The organism is Myxococcus hansupus, from assembly GCF_000280925.3.
GTDB lineage: Bacteria > Myxococcota > Myxococcia > Myxococcales > Myxococcaceae > Myxococcus > Myxococcus hansupus.
Window position 1 is genome coordinate 4,537,947 of record NZ_CP012109.1, and the last position, 14,249, is coordinate 4,552,195.

The following is a 14,249-nucleotide window of genomic DNA, read 5'->3' on the forward strand; positions in this document are numbered from 1 at the left end:
AAGTAGATGCGCACTTCTGGATTGAGAAGTGGCCAAGACGAAGGGGCCGCATCCGCGATACATCGCGCGGAGACGGCCCCTCGAAGGTGCGACGTTGGGCGACAATGCCGCCCATGAACTCACGGCGTTTGTTCCGCCGTCTTCGCGGGACAGCCACGCTTCAGCGTGTATTGGTAATAACCAATCTCATCGCGCCAGAACTCGCCCTGGAACTTCCAGTAGTTCCACGCCGCGCCAGGCATCTTCGGGCGATACAAAGACTGGCGCGTCAGCAGCGCCTTCTGGTCCACGCCCGCCATCAGCAAATCCTTCTCATCCAATGCCGTCTGCACGCGGATGATTTCCGCCTGGTCGGAGAAGGTCCGCAGATTGTCCGATGCTTCACGGATGCGGCTCTGCGCCAGCGTGCCACCCACCTGAAGCAAGGTGCTTCGCACGTCCTCCAGCGAGGCGGTGGTCTGCGCCGCCAGCGGCGTGCCCCGCCACCGGCCACCGGCCAGTGTCTTCTTTTCGGTGTCCACGCGATCCAGCATCCGCATCACCTCGCGGATGCGCTCGTTGTTGCGCAGCCACAGGTACACGGGGCGCGGGAGCCGGCGGTTCTCCGCGGCCACCAGGTTGTAGGACTGCACCAGCGCCTCTTCCTCGCCAGCGAAGGGCTCGAGCTGCTTCTCCATGGGGCCGTACAGCTCGTCGAAGGCCGCCAGCGTCGTCTTCACCTCGTCGTAGAGACACGAGTAGTAATAGACAGTCGCCTTGAGAATCCACGACTCGGGCTGGAAGGCGCCTTCGAACTGAGGCGCGTGCAACGCCTGGAGGCTGCCGAGCGCGCCGCCGAAGTCCTCGTTCTGGAAGCGCGCGAAGCCGTTCTCGAAGAGCGCCTGGTCCCAGTAGCGTGAGTAACGCGGCACCCGCTCATACGCGGCGCTGGCATCCGCGTACTCACCGCGGCGGTAGTGGAGCCGGCCCAGCGCGATGAGCGCCAGGTGCTGCGTGGCGCGCAAATCGAGCTGCCCTTCCTTCGCGGCCAACACCGCGTTGAAGGCGGCCAGCGCCTCCTTGTCCAGCACGGTGGCCTCACCGGGGCGCCCCGGGAAGCGCGGATCCGACAGCACCACGCCCAGCAGGTAGCGTGACTTCGCGTAGACGCGGCTGTCCTGGGGCACCGCCTCCAGCAGCGAGCGCGCCTCCTCGAAGCGACTCTTGCGCTGGCTCACCGTGCCCACCAGGTAGTTGATGCGCGCGAGCACCTCCTTGGGCAGCGTCACCCACCGGTCCCGGACGTCATCGGTGTAGGCCTGGTTGAGGATGCTGGGGATGAGGTTGTGCTCATCCAACTGCTGCTGCATGTCCACCAGCCCCTCCACCGCCTTCAGGTACGAGGGGTGCGAGGGCCCGGCGTTGACGATGGCCGCGTAGGCGATGAAGGCGGCGACGGGCAGGCCCTTCTTGGCCAGGGCCTGTCCCAGGAAGTACTCCGACTTGCCCTTCACTTCCGGGTCGGAGGCGCGCTCCGCGAGGTCGAAGAAGAGCGGCGCGGCGGTGTCCATGTCACCGGCGTTGAAGGCGGCCAGCGCGCGGTTGTAGCCGCCCGGGTCCTGCTGGGCGAGCACCGTGAGCGGCGCCAGGGCGACGAAGAGGCTGAGCAGTCGTTTCATGGCGGTTCGGGTCTTCCTGCGCATCAAAAGAGGACAGAGAAGCCGGCGTAGAAGCTGACGTTGTTGAGGACGTCGGAGGACGGCTCGGCCACCAGGTCGCGGCCCAGGATGATGTCCTCGCGGTAGTTCTTCCGGGTCTTCGGGTCCACGCCGTCGAACCGCTGGTAGCGGCAGCTACCGCTCAGGTTCAGCGAAGCGAAGTCCTGGTTGGAGGAGCGCGCCGCCTCCAGCGCCTCGAAGTCGGCCAGGTTGCAGCCGTCCACCCGGTCCACGCGCGCGGTGTAGATGAGGTCGCGGACCTCCACGCGCAACGCGTACGACTCACCGAACTGGAGGCGGAAGCCGCCGCCCACCGAGCCGAGGAACTTGGTGCCCGTGTCACCGAAGCGCGCGGGCACGTTGAAGGACTGGCCGTCCACCTCGTTGGTCACCGCGGGGCGGATGAGGTGCCGCGTGGACCCCACGCCCGCGCCGCCGCTGAGCACCACGCTGAACTGCGCCAGCGAGTTGTTGAGGAAGGCGAACTTGCCGTACAGCGGCGTCACTTCCACGCCCGCGTGCGCGCCCCAGACGAGCAGCAGCGACGAGGCCGCCTGCGCCTGCTCGCGGACCTTGTCGATGAGCTCCAGGTTGAAGGCGCTCTCGTTGGAGTACCAGTTGTACTGGCCCATCACCTGGAGCGCGAAGTTCTCCTGCAGGTGGTAGGTGTAGTGCGCCGCCGTGCCCGCGTGGTTGGTGTACTTGCCGTTCACCTGCACCGTGGCCGGGTACACCGTCAGCTCGTGCCGGCCCTCGTCCGCGAAGCGCTTCTTCTGGACGATGTGCACCGACACGTTGGGGTTGTAGAGCGGCGCGCCGTTCACCAGCCGCTGCTGCTGGACATCCGTGGTGCGAGGCGCATCCGACGACTCCAGGTCGGCCGCGAGCACCGGCGCGTCATCCGGCACGGGCGGCGCCTCCTGGCCGGCCATGTCCGTTGCCGGCGGCGCCGTCTGCGACTCCACCGTGGGCGCGGGCTCGGTGGCCGGCATCGGCTCCGACGCCAGGCCCGCTTCATCCGCGGAAGCGGGCGTGCGCTCCCGCTCGGGCGCCGTGCCCGTGCCGTGGCTGGGCGCGGAGTCGGAGCGGACGTTCGTGGTTCCGGGGACCCGAGGCTCGGGACGGGACGCCGGGACGCTGGGCGCCTCCGGGAGCGAGGCCGGCTGCGTGGGAGGCGGCACGGCCGTCTCCGCACCGGGCGCGGGCACCTGCTGGACCTGCGCCAACGCGAAGGCCGGAGCCGGGACGCGCGGCGCGGCCTGGGTGGCCGTGGCGACAAGGAGCGCGAGGGACAGAATCGGTCGCATAGTCAGGTGGACCTAGAAGGAGAAGGTGTAGCCAAGGTCGAACTGCACCAGGTGCGTGAGGCCAGGGCTGCGAGCGGGCTCACCCGTCGCCTCGCCCGCCTCCCATGCGTCGCGCACCAGATTGACGCGGTAGTTGTCCCGGAAGACCCAGTCGCGCAGCTCCAGGCGCACGCCGTGCCGCTCGAGGATGAAGAAGCGGAAGCCCACCGCGGCGGACACCACCGGGGCCACGCGCGACTCCTTCACCCAGTAGTTCTGGGAGGCGGAGCCGCGATCATCCACGGACGTGCGGTTGTCACAGATGCCCAGTTGGCGGTTCACCACCTGGGTGCACTGGATGACGGAGTTGCGCTGGAACGAGGCCAGGCCGCCGCCCGCCCAGACGTAGGCCTGGAAGTGCGCGGGCAGGTCCGACAGCAGGCTGAGCTTGCCGTAGATGGGCGCCCACCGGACGCCGGCCACCCCGTGCAGGTTCATCTGCCAGAGGTCCTCCAGCTCGTCGGTGACGCGCTTGTCCTCGCGGTTGAGGAAGCTTTCGGAGATGGACCGCGCCAGGCCCGTGTGACGGCTGGCCGCGTAGCCGGCGCGCGCCTCCACCGCGAAGGTGTCGAAGAGGTTGTAGGCGACACCGGCGTTGAAGACGTAGTGCGCCGTCAGGTGGGTCTGCAGCGGCAGGCCCACGCCGAAGGACACCTCCAGGTTGCCGCCCGGTTCGTACAGCCGGTTGCGGACCACGACGTTGTCGAGGACGTTCTCGTCGTCCTGCGCCGCGGAGATTGGCGCCGCCAGCGAGACTGCCAACGAAGCAAAGACGCAGAGCGTGCGTGCGATCATAATCCTGCCCGGCCCGTGGGGTGGGCCGCCATGAGCGGGAGTGTCTGGACTCCCCGAGCCACGGAGCCCGCGTCACTCAGCGGGACTCCTTCGTGGCGCCTGGATGTGCGCACGGCTTCCCAGACCGACAAGCCGAGATGGCCGGGAGTCGGAATTCTTTTCACGGTCGTCCCCACCGGACGCCCACCGGTCAACGTTTCCGGGGCATGCCGTGGCACGGGACGTGATGGAGCAGGCAGCCGGGTCGTCACGCGGGGCAAGCACCTGCCCACCCGCGGAAACCGCACGCGCCCTGCCCCGCAAAGCAAACGCCCCGCCCGGATGCCCGGAGAACCGGGCCCGGAAGCGGGGCGTTTCGAGCGTCAGACGCTCAGCAGCGAACTACGCGCCGCGCGCGGCCTTGTGCTGCGCGCGCATGGCCGCCTTGATGCTGGGACGGATGTAGACGACGCCGTCCCGGTGACCGGCCACGGCGCCCTTCACGAGCACCAGGCCCTTCTCCACGTCCACTTCCACGACGGTCAGGTTCTGGGTGGTGACCTGATCCACGCCGTAGTGGCCGGGCATCTTCTTGTTCGGGTACACGCGGCCCGGCGTCTTACGCTGACCGATGGCGCCCGGGTGACGCTGGTACTCGTGCGTACCGTGCGTCTTGGTCTGAGAGCCCTTGAAGTTCCAGCGGCGCATGACGCCGGCGAAACCGCGACCCTTGGTGACGCCCGTGACGTCGACCAGCTCGCCCTTGGCGAACATGTCGGCCTTGACGGCGTCGCCCACGTTGAAGGAGGCAGCCTCCTCCGGCGTGACGCGGAACTCCTTCAGGTGGCGGCGGTAAGGCGCGTTGGCCTTCTTGAAGAAGCCCCGCTCGGCCAGGTTGAGAATCTTCTCGCGGATCTCACCGTAACCGATGGTCACCGCGGAGTACTTGTCCTTCTCCGGGGTGCGCTTGCCAACGACCTGGCAGGTGCCCACGTCGATCACCGTGACCGGGACGAGGTTGCCCTCATCGTTGAACACCTGGGTCATGCCGATCTTCTTGCCAATCAGACCCTTCACGTCGTCCTCACTGCCAGCGCGCTGGTGGCGCGGAAAAACCCAATAAGTTCAATGACCTGGACTGCACGCGTCCCCGCGGTCGCCAGGAAGCGGCGCAATGTAGCAGACAGGTCCCCGCCGTCAAGCACTACGGGCGGGTGCCCCTCTCACTGCGCGCGATCCAACCGCGGGTAGAACGGTGCGAGCTGCGCATCGTTGATGCGCTGTGCATACACGTCTTCGCCCAGGAGGAACAGTGCTTGATCCAGATAATCCTCCGCAGCCTGGACCTGCGGCTCCTTGGCGGCGATTGCCTGGTCGATGTCCGCCATGCGGTGCTCGTGGTCCAGCTTCCGCTCCTCGGCCTGGTCCTCCATCTCCAGCATGCGCTTGTGCGCCAGGATGCCCGCCGCGCCGGGCTGGCCGGGTTCGGGCGTGAGGGCGGTGGACAGGCGGGACTCCAGATCCTCGAGCTCGCGACCGAGCCGCATCTGCTGGAGGCGGTTCTTCTTCAGGTTGGTCCGCGCCACGTCGATCTTGGCGGGGGCATCACCGATCAGCTCCATGTCGGCGATCTTCTGCTCCAGCTTGTTGAGGCCATCCTCGGCGTAGCGAAGGTCCGCCTTGCGTGACGCGAGCGTCTTGCGCAGCTCCTTCACCTTGCCGTCGATGGCGTCCACCGCCTTCTTCCACTTCTTGACGATGACGCCCTGCTTGGCCTTCTCCTCGTCCTGCACGGCGAGAAAGTCCGAATACGCCGCGTCCTCGTCATTCATCTCCTGCTCGAGCGCCGCCAGTTCATCCCGGCGCGTCACCACGGCCTCTTCGGCGCGGTAGACGCGGTCCATGGAACGGGGGCAGTTGGGCTTGCCCGGGAGCCTGTCCCGCGCGAGGTCACCCAGCTGGAAGATGAGGTCGTTGTAGCTCTCCTTCGCCATGGATGGATTTGTACGCCCAATGCGCCGGGACTGTCACCGGCGGAGCGAGCCATCCCTGTCGTTCCCTCAGGAATCCCCCGGCGCGGCGCTGGCCGGCGCGTCCGCGTGGACCACGGGGCCCAGGGCGCCCTCCGCCAGGGCCAGCAGCTCCCGGGAGCGGTCCTGCTCCTCGGTGCGGTTCAGCTCGCAGACCCACGCGGAGGAGAGGTCCGCTTGCTGCCGGGCCAGCTCGGCCGTCGTCTCATAGCGGGCCGCGGACGCCCGGGCGAAGGCGCCCTCACGGCGCAGCTCCAGCAAGGTATCCGGGTCCAGCTCGATGTTCTCGGGAGGAACCGGCAGGGGCCCGCGGCCCAGCGCGGCCAGCCGTGCGAGCAGCCGCGAGGCGTGGGCCCGGCAGAATGCGGCCAGGACCATCAACCGCGCCCGAACCCTCGCATCCGATATTCGCTCCGCCAGCGCCGTCATCCGCCGGGCGGAGACGACCTCCGCCTCCCATGCGGCGGCCAGCGCCGCGGCCAGCCGGGTATGCCTCGCACCCATCGACGTCCCCCTGTTCCCTACCTGCAAGCCGGCAACGTAGGAACGCCCCGCGCGGGATTCAACCGAGTGCGCGCTCGACCATCCAGAACCCACCAACGGCGAGGATTCCGATGGACACCGCCCTCACCGCCCGCGTGTGCAAAGCCGGACGGCGCTGGAGCATGCGGAGGATGGGCAGCAACACCGCCACCACCACCGCCTGCCCCAGCTCCACCCCCACGTTGAAGCCCAGCAGCGCCGTGGCCACGGACTCGCCCAGGCCATAGCCCGCCAGCACGCCCGCGAAGCCAAAGCCGTGGATCAGTCCGAAGAGGAACGTGACGAGCACCCGGTGCCGGTGCTCGCGAAGGATCAGGTTCTCCAACGCGACATAGATGATGGAGGCGGCGATGGCGGCCTCCACCCACCGGGCCCCCGCACCGTCCAGCACCACCCACCCCAGCGCGGCGGCCCCCAGCGTCAGCGAGTGCGCCACCGTGAAGGACGTCACCAGCCACAGCACCCGCTTGAAGCCGCCCCCCACCAGGAGCACGGCCAGCAGGAAGGCCAGGTGGTCCACGCCCTCGAAGATGTGGCGCATGCCCAGCCCCACCCAACCGGCGAAGCGTCCGGACAGCGACGTGCGCGAAACCCCGTCGGGCAGGGCCACCTCCGGCCGCGAGGCATCCGCGAACACGGCCCCGGGCAACTCCCCTTCCCTCACGCTGCCCAGGATCACCCGGTACTCGGGGGGCAGCCGCTCCAGCAGGGCGAAGCGCTGACGCAGCGGCCCCGGAGGACAGGTGAAGGTCGCCGTCAGCTCCACGAAGGCCCGCCGAGGCGACGCGGCATGCGCGGTCCGCGTGCAGGACTGGCCCCCCGCGGCCAGGGGCGCTGAGCCCCAGACTCGCGCGGAGATGGCGTCGAGCTGCCCGGCCAGCGCGTCCCGGGTGTTCAGCGCCGCCCCCGTACCCTCCAGGGACAGGAGCCGGGCCAGGGACTCCGGCGTCAGCGTCATCACCTCGCGCACCTCGGGTGACTCCGGCGCGGCGCGGTGTGCCTCAATATAAAGGATATCGGCGTCGTGCGCGGAGGCCACGCCCGTGGCCAACAGCAGCCACGCCAGCAGGGCCCGGAGGGAGACACGCGTCATGTCCCCGCCAGCCTGCCGTCAGGGACCGCGCGCGTCCACCCCGCGACTCATTCCGAGACGAAGCGCAGCTCCACCTGCTGGCGGCCGCTCATCGGATCATGCCGCGCGCCGCAGGAGAAGCAGTGGAGTGCCTGATCCCACTCCCACAGCACCTTCACCTCTTCACCGCAGCAGAGCATGGGCAGCGCGCGCAGCAGCTCGTCCGGCTCCGCGGCCATGGGGCCCGGCAGCGCCTCCGGCTCCACCGCGACGAAGGTGGGGCTCGGGTTGACGGCCAGCGTCCGCGCCACGTGCGCCAGTTGCTCGTAGCGGACGTGGTCGGCCCAGCCGCGCGCCACCGACTCCAGGTGCGTCTGCTGCGCGGGGGTGAGGAACGCGTCCGCCTCCGCGCGGTAGCCACAGTACGGGCAGCCCCAGACGGGAACGCCCTCCACGCACTCGTGCGCGTTCTCGAACGGGTAGAAGCCCTGCAGCTTGTGCAGCACCGCCCGAGCGTCCATGGGCCCCGGCCGCGTCTTGAACGGACGCTGGCACTCCGGACACTCCCGCCGCGTGAAACCGGCGGAGTCCCGCGGCAGGTCCACCCGGCACATCTCCGGCGCCTCGCGCTTCACGCCGAGGCCGCCCGGCGGCCGTGGGACACCACCGCCAACAGGAGCGTCACCATCGCGAACAAGAGCAGCAGGTGGACCCAGTACCCCTCGGTGGAACCCGTCGTCAGCCCCAGCCCCCACAACACCAACAGGATGATTCCCATCGTCCAGTACACGCCACACCTCCACGCACCACAACCTGGCGCGGGCAAACCTAGGAACAGGCACCCGAACGAGCAACCCGGTGCTTTTCACAGCCTCCCGTTGGGAACGGCACTTCTCCGACCGGGCATTTTTTCAGGACCGCCGGTGAAACCTGGAGCCCCCACGGGGCATTTTCGGCGGCCCTCTAAGGAGAGAGACGCCGCGTGCGAGTGCTGGCACGCGGGCTGCTTAGGCGCTGCTCCGTCGGCAGGTCGGTGCGTCCGCACCGGCTGCCTGGGCTCAAAGGGTGCGATCAGCACGGCGGTCGCCGGGGAGGGGTGGGATGAGGGGTTGGATGGTGGCGATGGCGGCGGGGTTCTTGGCGGGTACGGCGGCGCTGGCGTTTCCGGTGCAGGTGCCGGATGGCGCGCAGGGCGAAGGCCCCGAGCTGACGGAGCTTCGCGCCCGGTTGGCGGAGCGCGACGCGGAGCTGAAGGCCACCCTGGCCAAGCTGCAGACGTACGAGGATGAGACGCACTACGCCCAGGCCGAGGCGCTGGGCATCACGGAGATGGTGAAGGCCTCCGGCCTCCCCGCCCGTCAGCAGCGCCGGCTGGCGGTGGCCATCGTCCGCGAGGCGGCCCGGAACAACATCGACCCGCTGCTGGTCGTGGCCGTCATCCGCTGCGAGAGCTCCTTCAACAACTACGCGGTCTCCCACGTCGGGGCCATGGGCCTGATGCAGGTGATGCCGGACACGGGCACCTGGCTGGCGGACAAGGCCGGCTTGCGCCTGGGCCGCAGCAGCAACCTCTTCGACTCGGAGACGAACGTGGAGCTGGGGACCGCGTACCTGGCGGACCTGATCCAGCGCTTCGGCACGGTGGAGAAGGCCCTGGTCGCCTACAACGCCGGCCCGGGCCTGGCCCGCCGCATCCTGGCCAAGAAGGAGGCCCGGACGAAGTTCATGGCCGGCTATCCCGCCAAGGTCGTGAAGGAATTCCGCAAGCTCAAGACGGAGCAGGAGAAGGCCATCACGCTGCGTGAAGCCCAGAAGGCCAGCGGCCAGAAGAGCTGAGCGCTTCGCAACACGCCTTCCGACCGTTGCCCGACAGTCGCGAGAAAGTTGCCCCAAGGGGGTAACCAAAGCTGCGAACCATGTGCACTGTGCGCCGGGCGGGAGCACTCCACGGGTCCTCCGTGGAAGGACTGGCGCAACACCAGTCCCCCACAGGCTCCGCGCCAACTTGGAGAACACCGCGATGCCGGGGCTACAGATCCACCGTGAAGAGACCGCAGGTTCCGTGACGCTGCGGCTGGAAGGCACGCTGGATGGCAAGACGGCGGAAGAGGTCCAGACGTCGCTGAGCGGCCTGCGTGATTGCGAGGTCGTCCTGGACTTCGCCCACCTGAAGGAGTTCAAGGACAGCGCGGTGGGCGTGCTGACCCAGGGGCTGGTGGAGCGCTCCGTGCAGTTGCGCGGCCTGGCCACCCACCACGAGCGGATGTTCCGGTACTTCGGTGTGGGTACGGGGACGTCACCGCGCCCCGCGTACTACACGCCCGAAGACGTCTTCCTGGCCTAGGCGCTCCGCCGACCCAGGAGGGAGCGTCCGAGCCCATCCGCCCGGACGCGAAGCATGTTGGCGGACAAGGGAGTGGGCTACAGTGGCGGCAGATGAACCAGCCTGCCCGCGCCCTCTCCCCGGTGCCTTCTCCCGCTAACGCGCGCTCGGCGATGGAACGCATCGCCACGGAATTGGGCCGCGCGGTGCAGGGAAAACCCACCCAGCTCCAGCTCGTCGTGACGTCCCTCGTGGCCGGCGGCCACGTGCTGCTCGAGGACGTCCCGGGCGTGGGCAAGACGACCCTGGCGGAGGCGCTGGCCAAGGCCTGCGGCCTGAGCTTCGCCCGCATCCAGTTCACCGCGGACCTGATGCCCTCCGACGTGCTCGGGGCCCAGGTCTTCCACGCCCAGACGGCCACCTTCCAGTTCCGCCCCGGTCCCCTCTTCCGGCAGCTCGTGCTGGCGGACGAGCTGAACCGCGCCCCGCCGCGCACCCAGTCCGCGCTGCTGGAGGCCATGGCCCAGGGGCAGGTGTCGCTGGATGGCGCCACGCACGCCCTGCCCGTCCCCTTCGCGGTGGTGGCCACGCAGAACCCGGTGGATTTCTCCGGCACCTACCCGCTGCCCGACTCGCAGTTGGACCGCTTCATGGTGCGCATGTCGCTGGGCCACCCGACGCCCGAGGTCGAGGCCGGGCTGCTCGTCACCCGCGACGGCACCCCGCCCCTGGACGCGGTGTCCACCGTCTCCGGTCCCGAGGAGCTGGCCTCGGTGCGCGCGTTCGCCGCCGCGCTGCGGCTGGACGCCTCGGTGGCGGACTACGTGGTGCGGCTGGCCACGGCCACGCGCTCGCATGGGGACCTGGACCGCGGCGCGTCCACCCGCGCGGTGCTGGCCCTGGGCGCCGCCGCCCGCGCCAACGCGCTGTGGGACGCGCGGGACTTCGTCACCCCGGGTGACGTCCGCGCGGTGCTCGTACCCTGCTGGTCCCACCGCGTGTTGCTCCGCAGCGCCGTGCAGGGCGTGTCCGCCCGTGACGAGGCGGCCCACCTGCTGGAGGAGATTGCCCGAAAGGTCCCGGCGCCCCGGTGAAGTCCCGGCGCACCGGCTGGTGGGCCCGGGTTCGCTCGCGGCTCCGCCCCCCGCGCACCCTCAAGGTGACGCGCATCGGACGCACCTACCTGGTGGTGACGTTCGGCGTGGGCCTGGGCGCCCTCAACACCGGCAACAACCTCCTCTATTTGTTGCTCGGCCTGCTGCTGAGCATGGTGGTGGTCTCGGGCGTCCTCTCCGAGCGCTGCCTGCGCTACCTGTCGGTGCGGCGCGTGGGCGCGGACGCCGCCTTCGCCCAGGAGCCCTTCGCTTTCCGCTGGGCCATCACCCGGCACCACGGGCATGCCTTCGCGCTCACGTTGGAGGAGGAGAAGTCTCCCCTCTCCGGCGTGGGGAGCGTGGGCTACCTCGCCTCGGGCGTGGACCACGTGGTGAGGGCCAACCTCACCGCGCCACGGCGGGGGCCGGTGTACCTCACGGGCGTGCGGGTCACCACCACGTGGCCCCTGGGGTTGTTCGCCAAGACGCGGACCTTCCCCCTGGAGGCGACGGTTCTCATCTATCCGCGGCGGACCTACGCCTGCCAGGACCCGGGCGCGCCGGAACAGGGCCCCGTGGGCGACGCGGGCAATCCCCGCCGCAATGACGGCAACGGCGACGTGGCGGGCCTGCGCGAGCTGATGCCGGGCGAGGACGCGCGCCGCATCCACTGGCGAAAGAGCGCCTCCGCCGGAAAGCTGCTGCGCGTGGAGCGGGAGCGCGAGGAGCGGCGCACCTTCGTCTTGACGGTGGCGTCTGGCCTGGACGCGCAGGCCTTGGAGCGCCGCTGCGAGGAAGTGGCGGCCCTGGCCCACCGGCTCATCGAAGAGGGGCACGAAGTGGGACTCGACACGCCCGAGGAGCGCATCCGTCCCTCCGCGGGCGCCGCGCAGGAGCGCCGGCTGCTGCGGGCACTCGCCTGGCTGGGCCATGAGCGCCCGCACGGTGACGAGGAGGCGGCATGAGGAAGGGCACGCGGCTGCGGCTGGTGCTGCGGGACCTGGGCTCCGGGTTCGCCTTCGGGTCCATGGCGGTGTCCGGCCAGCTCCCCGTCTGGTCCCTGGCCCTCTATGGCCTGGCGTTGGTGCTCGCGCTGATGAACACGCGCCCGTTCGCCAACCGGGTGAAGCTCACCGCGCTGCTCTTGCTGGCCGTCGCCGTGACGTTGGGCACCAACGTGCTCGCGGGCTCGCTCAACCTAGTGGTGGCCGCCTGTGCCTTCGCCGGCCTCATCTCCGCGCAGCGGTTGCTGTCGACACCGGACTCGGCCACCGACGGGCAGGTCCACCTGTCCGGCCTGTTGATGGTGGCGGGCGGCGCGGCGCTCTCCGGTGAGCTCATCTACGGCCTCTTCCTCATCGTCTTCGGTGTGATGGCCAGCATCGCGCTGGCGCTGGGCGTGGTGGAGGCGGCCGTCCCGGAAGGCGAACCGGTGCCGGTGCGCTCGGTGATGGGCCCCCTGGCCAAGGGCGTGACGTTCGCCGTGCTGGGCGCGGTGGCCTTCTTCGTCCTCTTCCCCCGCCTCAACTGGAACATGATTGGCCCCACGGCCTCGCCCGGGCTGGGCGTGGCCACCGCGGGCTTCTCCAACAGCGTTCGGCTGGGCGGCTCGGGCACCATCAAGGACAACCCCCGCATCGTCCTGCGAGCCACCCTGACTCCCGACCCGGAGCGGGACTCGCTCAACGCGTACTGGGTGGGCCGCACCTACGACGTCTTCGACGGCCAGGAGTGGTCCAACGCGCGCCAGACGCCCGGCCCCTTCGAGTTCATGACGACGCTGCGCCCAGGCCGGGACAACCTCATCCACCAGCGGATGGAGCTGATGCCCGCCTATGGGGCCCGCACCCTGGTGGCCCTGGAGACGCCGTCCCGGCTGGGCAACGCGTTCATCAACACCCAGCGCGGCTCGCGGCGCACCCACATCTCCGAGCAGGGCGGCGGCGAGGTGCGATTCCGGGACAGCGGCATCTCCTACACCTACGAGGCGTACAGCCTTCCTCCCGGGAGCACGGGCGATGAGGTCCGCGACCTGCCCCCCGAGGAGCAGGACGCGTTGCTGTCGATTCCCGCCGGGCTGGATGTCCGCGTGGCCCAGACGGCCGCGCGCGTCTTGAACGGTGAGCGCGAGCCCCTGGCCGCCGCGCAGAAGCTGTCCGCGTGGCTGCAACGTGAATACAAATACACGTTGGAGCTGGGCGGTGACGTGGCGGATCCGGTGGCGGACTTCCTCTTCCAGCGCAAGGAGGGCCACTGCGAGCACTTCGCCACCGCGCTCACGCTGATGCTGCGCACCCAGGGGATGCGCGCGCGCCTGGCCACCGGCTTCTTCGGCGGAGAGCGCGTGACGGGCGGCTATGTGATTCGCGCCGGGGATGCACACGCCTGGACGCACGTCTTCGTCCCGGGACAGGGCTTCGTCACCGTGGACGCGACGCCCCCTTCGCACCGCGCGAGCCAGTCCTCGCGGCTCCTGGAACAACTCGTCAGCCTCTATGAGGCGGTGGAGTCGCAATGGCGCAACGCCGTCCTCGAATACAACTTCCGCGACCAGATGGACGCCGTGCGCACGGTGTTCCCCAGGAAGCGGCACGCGGCCAAGAATGAGGAAGCCTCCAGTCGCACGCCTCCTCCCCGAGCCTGGGGCGCCGCGCTGCTGGCCGCCGCCGCCGCGTATGTGCTCTGGCGGACGCTGTCACGGTACCTGTCGCGCGAGCGTCCGCTGGAGGCCACGCGCTTCGCGGATGCCGTGGAGACGATGCTCGCCTCCGCCCGTGTCACGCGCGCTGACGGCGAGACGCTGGAGGCGCTGGACGCCCGCCTGGGGAAGGAGCGGCATCCGCTCGCTCCGGCGCTCGCGCCCCTCACCCGCCGCTACCTGGAGGCCCGCTTCGGCGGCCGCCCCATGCGACAAGGCGAGGCGCAGCAGCTCCTGTCGACATTGAGAAACGCCGTCGCCAAAGAGGCGCAACGCGTCGCCAGTGAGGGCAAGCGTCCGCCCCAGGCACGCGCTTCCTGAACGTCTGACGTCAACACGAGCGCCTGACGGGCCGCCTGCCCTGGGCACTGTCCAGCGGCCGACGTCTGTCATCCGCGTGAGGCGGCGTTACGCCTTTTCCGGCGGGTTGGCCACGTCGTGGGACGTGCGCCGCTCCGAGTGCTGGCGGCCCAGGAGGACCGAATGCCAACAGTTCTGAATCTCCTACAGCTAGCGCATCCGGCGATTCATGCCGGTGCAACGTAACGGTTACAGGATTGCGGTCCTGTTCACCTGACGGAAGAGCGCCAACCCCTCGCAGACATTGGGAATGGCCCTCCGGGGCAGATTGGCACTTCCGTTGCTCATGCTCCGCTCGTCACGTCGACAGAC

General features: G+C 69.5%; 14 protein-coding genes. 5 read left to right on the plus strand and 9 right to left on the minus strand.

The features are described from left to right. Positions 1–119: 119 nt before the first annotated feature. From A176_RS17210 to A176_RS38710, 9 genes are all read right to left on the minus strand, one after another. Complete coding sequence (locus tag A176_RS17210) at positions 120–1,658, minus strand: tol-pal system YbgF family protein (RefSeq protein WP_002633536.1); 1,539 nt, start codon at positions 1,656–1,658, stop codon at positions 120–122. A gap of 23 nt (positions 1,659–1,681) precedes the next feature. Continuing rightward, the gene (locus tag A176_RS17215; RefSeq protein WP_002633537.1) at positions 1,682–3,004 is read right to left on the minus strand and encodes an outer membrane beta-barrel domain-containing protein; all 1,323 of its coding nucleotides are present in this window, start codon (positions 3,002–3,004) and stop codon (positions 1,682–1,684) included. Positions 3,005–3,016: 12 nt separating this feature from the next. Continuing rightward, the gene (locus A176_RS17220; protein ID WP_002633538.1) at positions 3,017–3,838 is read right to left on the minus strand and encodes an outer membrane beta-barrel domain-containing protein; all 822 of its coding nucleotides are present in this window, start codon (positions 3,836–3,838) and stop codon (positions 3,017–3,019) included. A gap of 381 nt (positions 3,839–4,219) precedes the next feature. Then, positions 4,220–4,894, minus strand: coding sequence for a 50S ribosomal protein L3 (rplC, locus tag A176_RS17225; protein ID WP_002633539.1), 675 nt, complete (start codon positions 4,892–4,894; stop codon positions 4,220–4,222). A 146-nt stretch (positions 4,895–5,040) separates the two neighbouring features. Further along, on the minus strand, positions 5,041–5,811 hold the full coding sequence (locus A176_RS17230) for a hypothetical protein (protein WP_002633541.1): 771 nt from the start codon (positions 5,809–5,811) through the stop codon (positions 5,041–5,043). Positions 5,812–5,877: 66 nt separating this feature from the next. Next, entirely contained in the window at positions 5,878–6,351 is a 474-nt protein-coding gene (locus tag A176_RS17235; protein ID WP_002633542.1) for a hypothetical protein, read from the minus strand. Positions 6,352–6,409: 58 nt separating this feature from the next. After that, on the minus strand, positions 6,410–7,483 hold the full coding sequence (locus tag A176_RS17240) for a HupE/UreJ family protein (RefSeq protein ID WP_002633543.1): 1,074 nt from the start codon (positions 7,481–7,483) through the stop codon (positions 6,410–6,412). Between the two features lie 47 nt (positions 7,484–7,530). Next, positions 7,531–8,097: a hypothetical protein gene (locus A176_RS17245; RefSeq protein ID WP_002633544.1), complete on the minus strand. Its 567-nt coding sequence runs from the start codon at positions 8,095–8,097 to the stop codon at positions 7,531–7,533. After that, the gene (locus tag A176_RS38710; protein WP_002633545.1) at positions 8,094–8,252 is read right to left on the minus strand and encodes a lmo0937 family membrane protein; all 159 of its coding nucleotides are present in this window, start codon (positions 8,250–8,252) and stop codon (positions 8,094–8,096) included. The genes A176_RS17245 and A176_RS38710 overlap by 4 nt, the downstream gene beginning before the upstream one ends. A gap of 311 nt (positions 8,253–8,563) precedes the next feature. On the opposite strand from A176_RS38710, the gene A176_RS17250 reads away from it, so the two are divergent. From A176_RS17250 to A176_RS17270, 5 genes are all read left to right on the plus strand, one after another. Beyond that, positions 8,564–9,298 carry a lytic transglycosylase domain-containing protein gene (locus tag A176_RS17250; protein ID WP_044890466.1) on the plus strand — a complete coding sequence of 245 codons (735 nt, stop codon included), beginning with the start codon at positions 8,564–8,566 and terminating at the stop codon, positions 9,296–9,298. Between the two features lie 184 nt (positions 9,299–9,482). Then, on the plus strand, positions 9,483–9,806 hold the full coding sequence (locus A176_RS17255; protein ID WP_044890467.1) for an STAS domain-containing protein: 324 nt from the start codon (positions 9,483–9,485) through the stop codon (positions 9,804–9,806). A 92-nt stretch (positions 9,807–9,898) separates the two neighbouring features. Continuing rightward, complete coding sequence (locus tag A176_RS17260) at positions 9,899–10,879, plus strand: AAA family ATPase (protein ID WP_044890468.1); 981 nt, start codon at positions 9,899–9,901, stop codon at positions 10,877–10,879. Continuing rightward, the gene (locus tag A176_RS17265) at positions 10,876–11,844 is read left to right on the plus strand and encodes a DUF58 domain-containing protein (RefSeq protein ID WP_002633549.1); all 969 of its coding nucleotides are present in this window, start codon (positions 10,876–10,878) and stop codon (positions 11,842–11,844) included. Before A176_RS17260 ends, A176_RS17265 begins: the two co-directional genes overlap by 4 nt. Then, on the plus strand, positions 11,841–13,898 hold the full coding sequence (locus A176_RS17270) for a transglutaminase TgpA family protein (protein ID WP_002633550.1): 2,058 nt from the start codon (positions 11,841–11,843) through the stop codon (positions 13,896–13,898). The genes A176_RS17265 and A176_RS17270 overlap by 4 nt, the downstream gene beginning before the upstream one ends. Positions 13,899–14,249 lie beyond the last annotated feature (351 nt).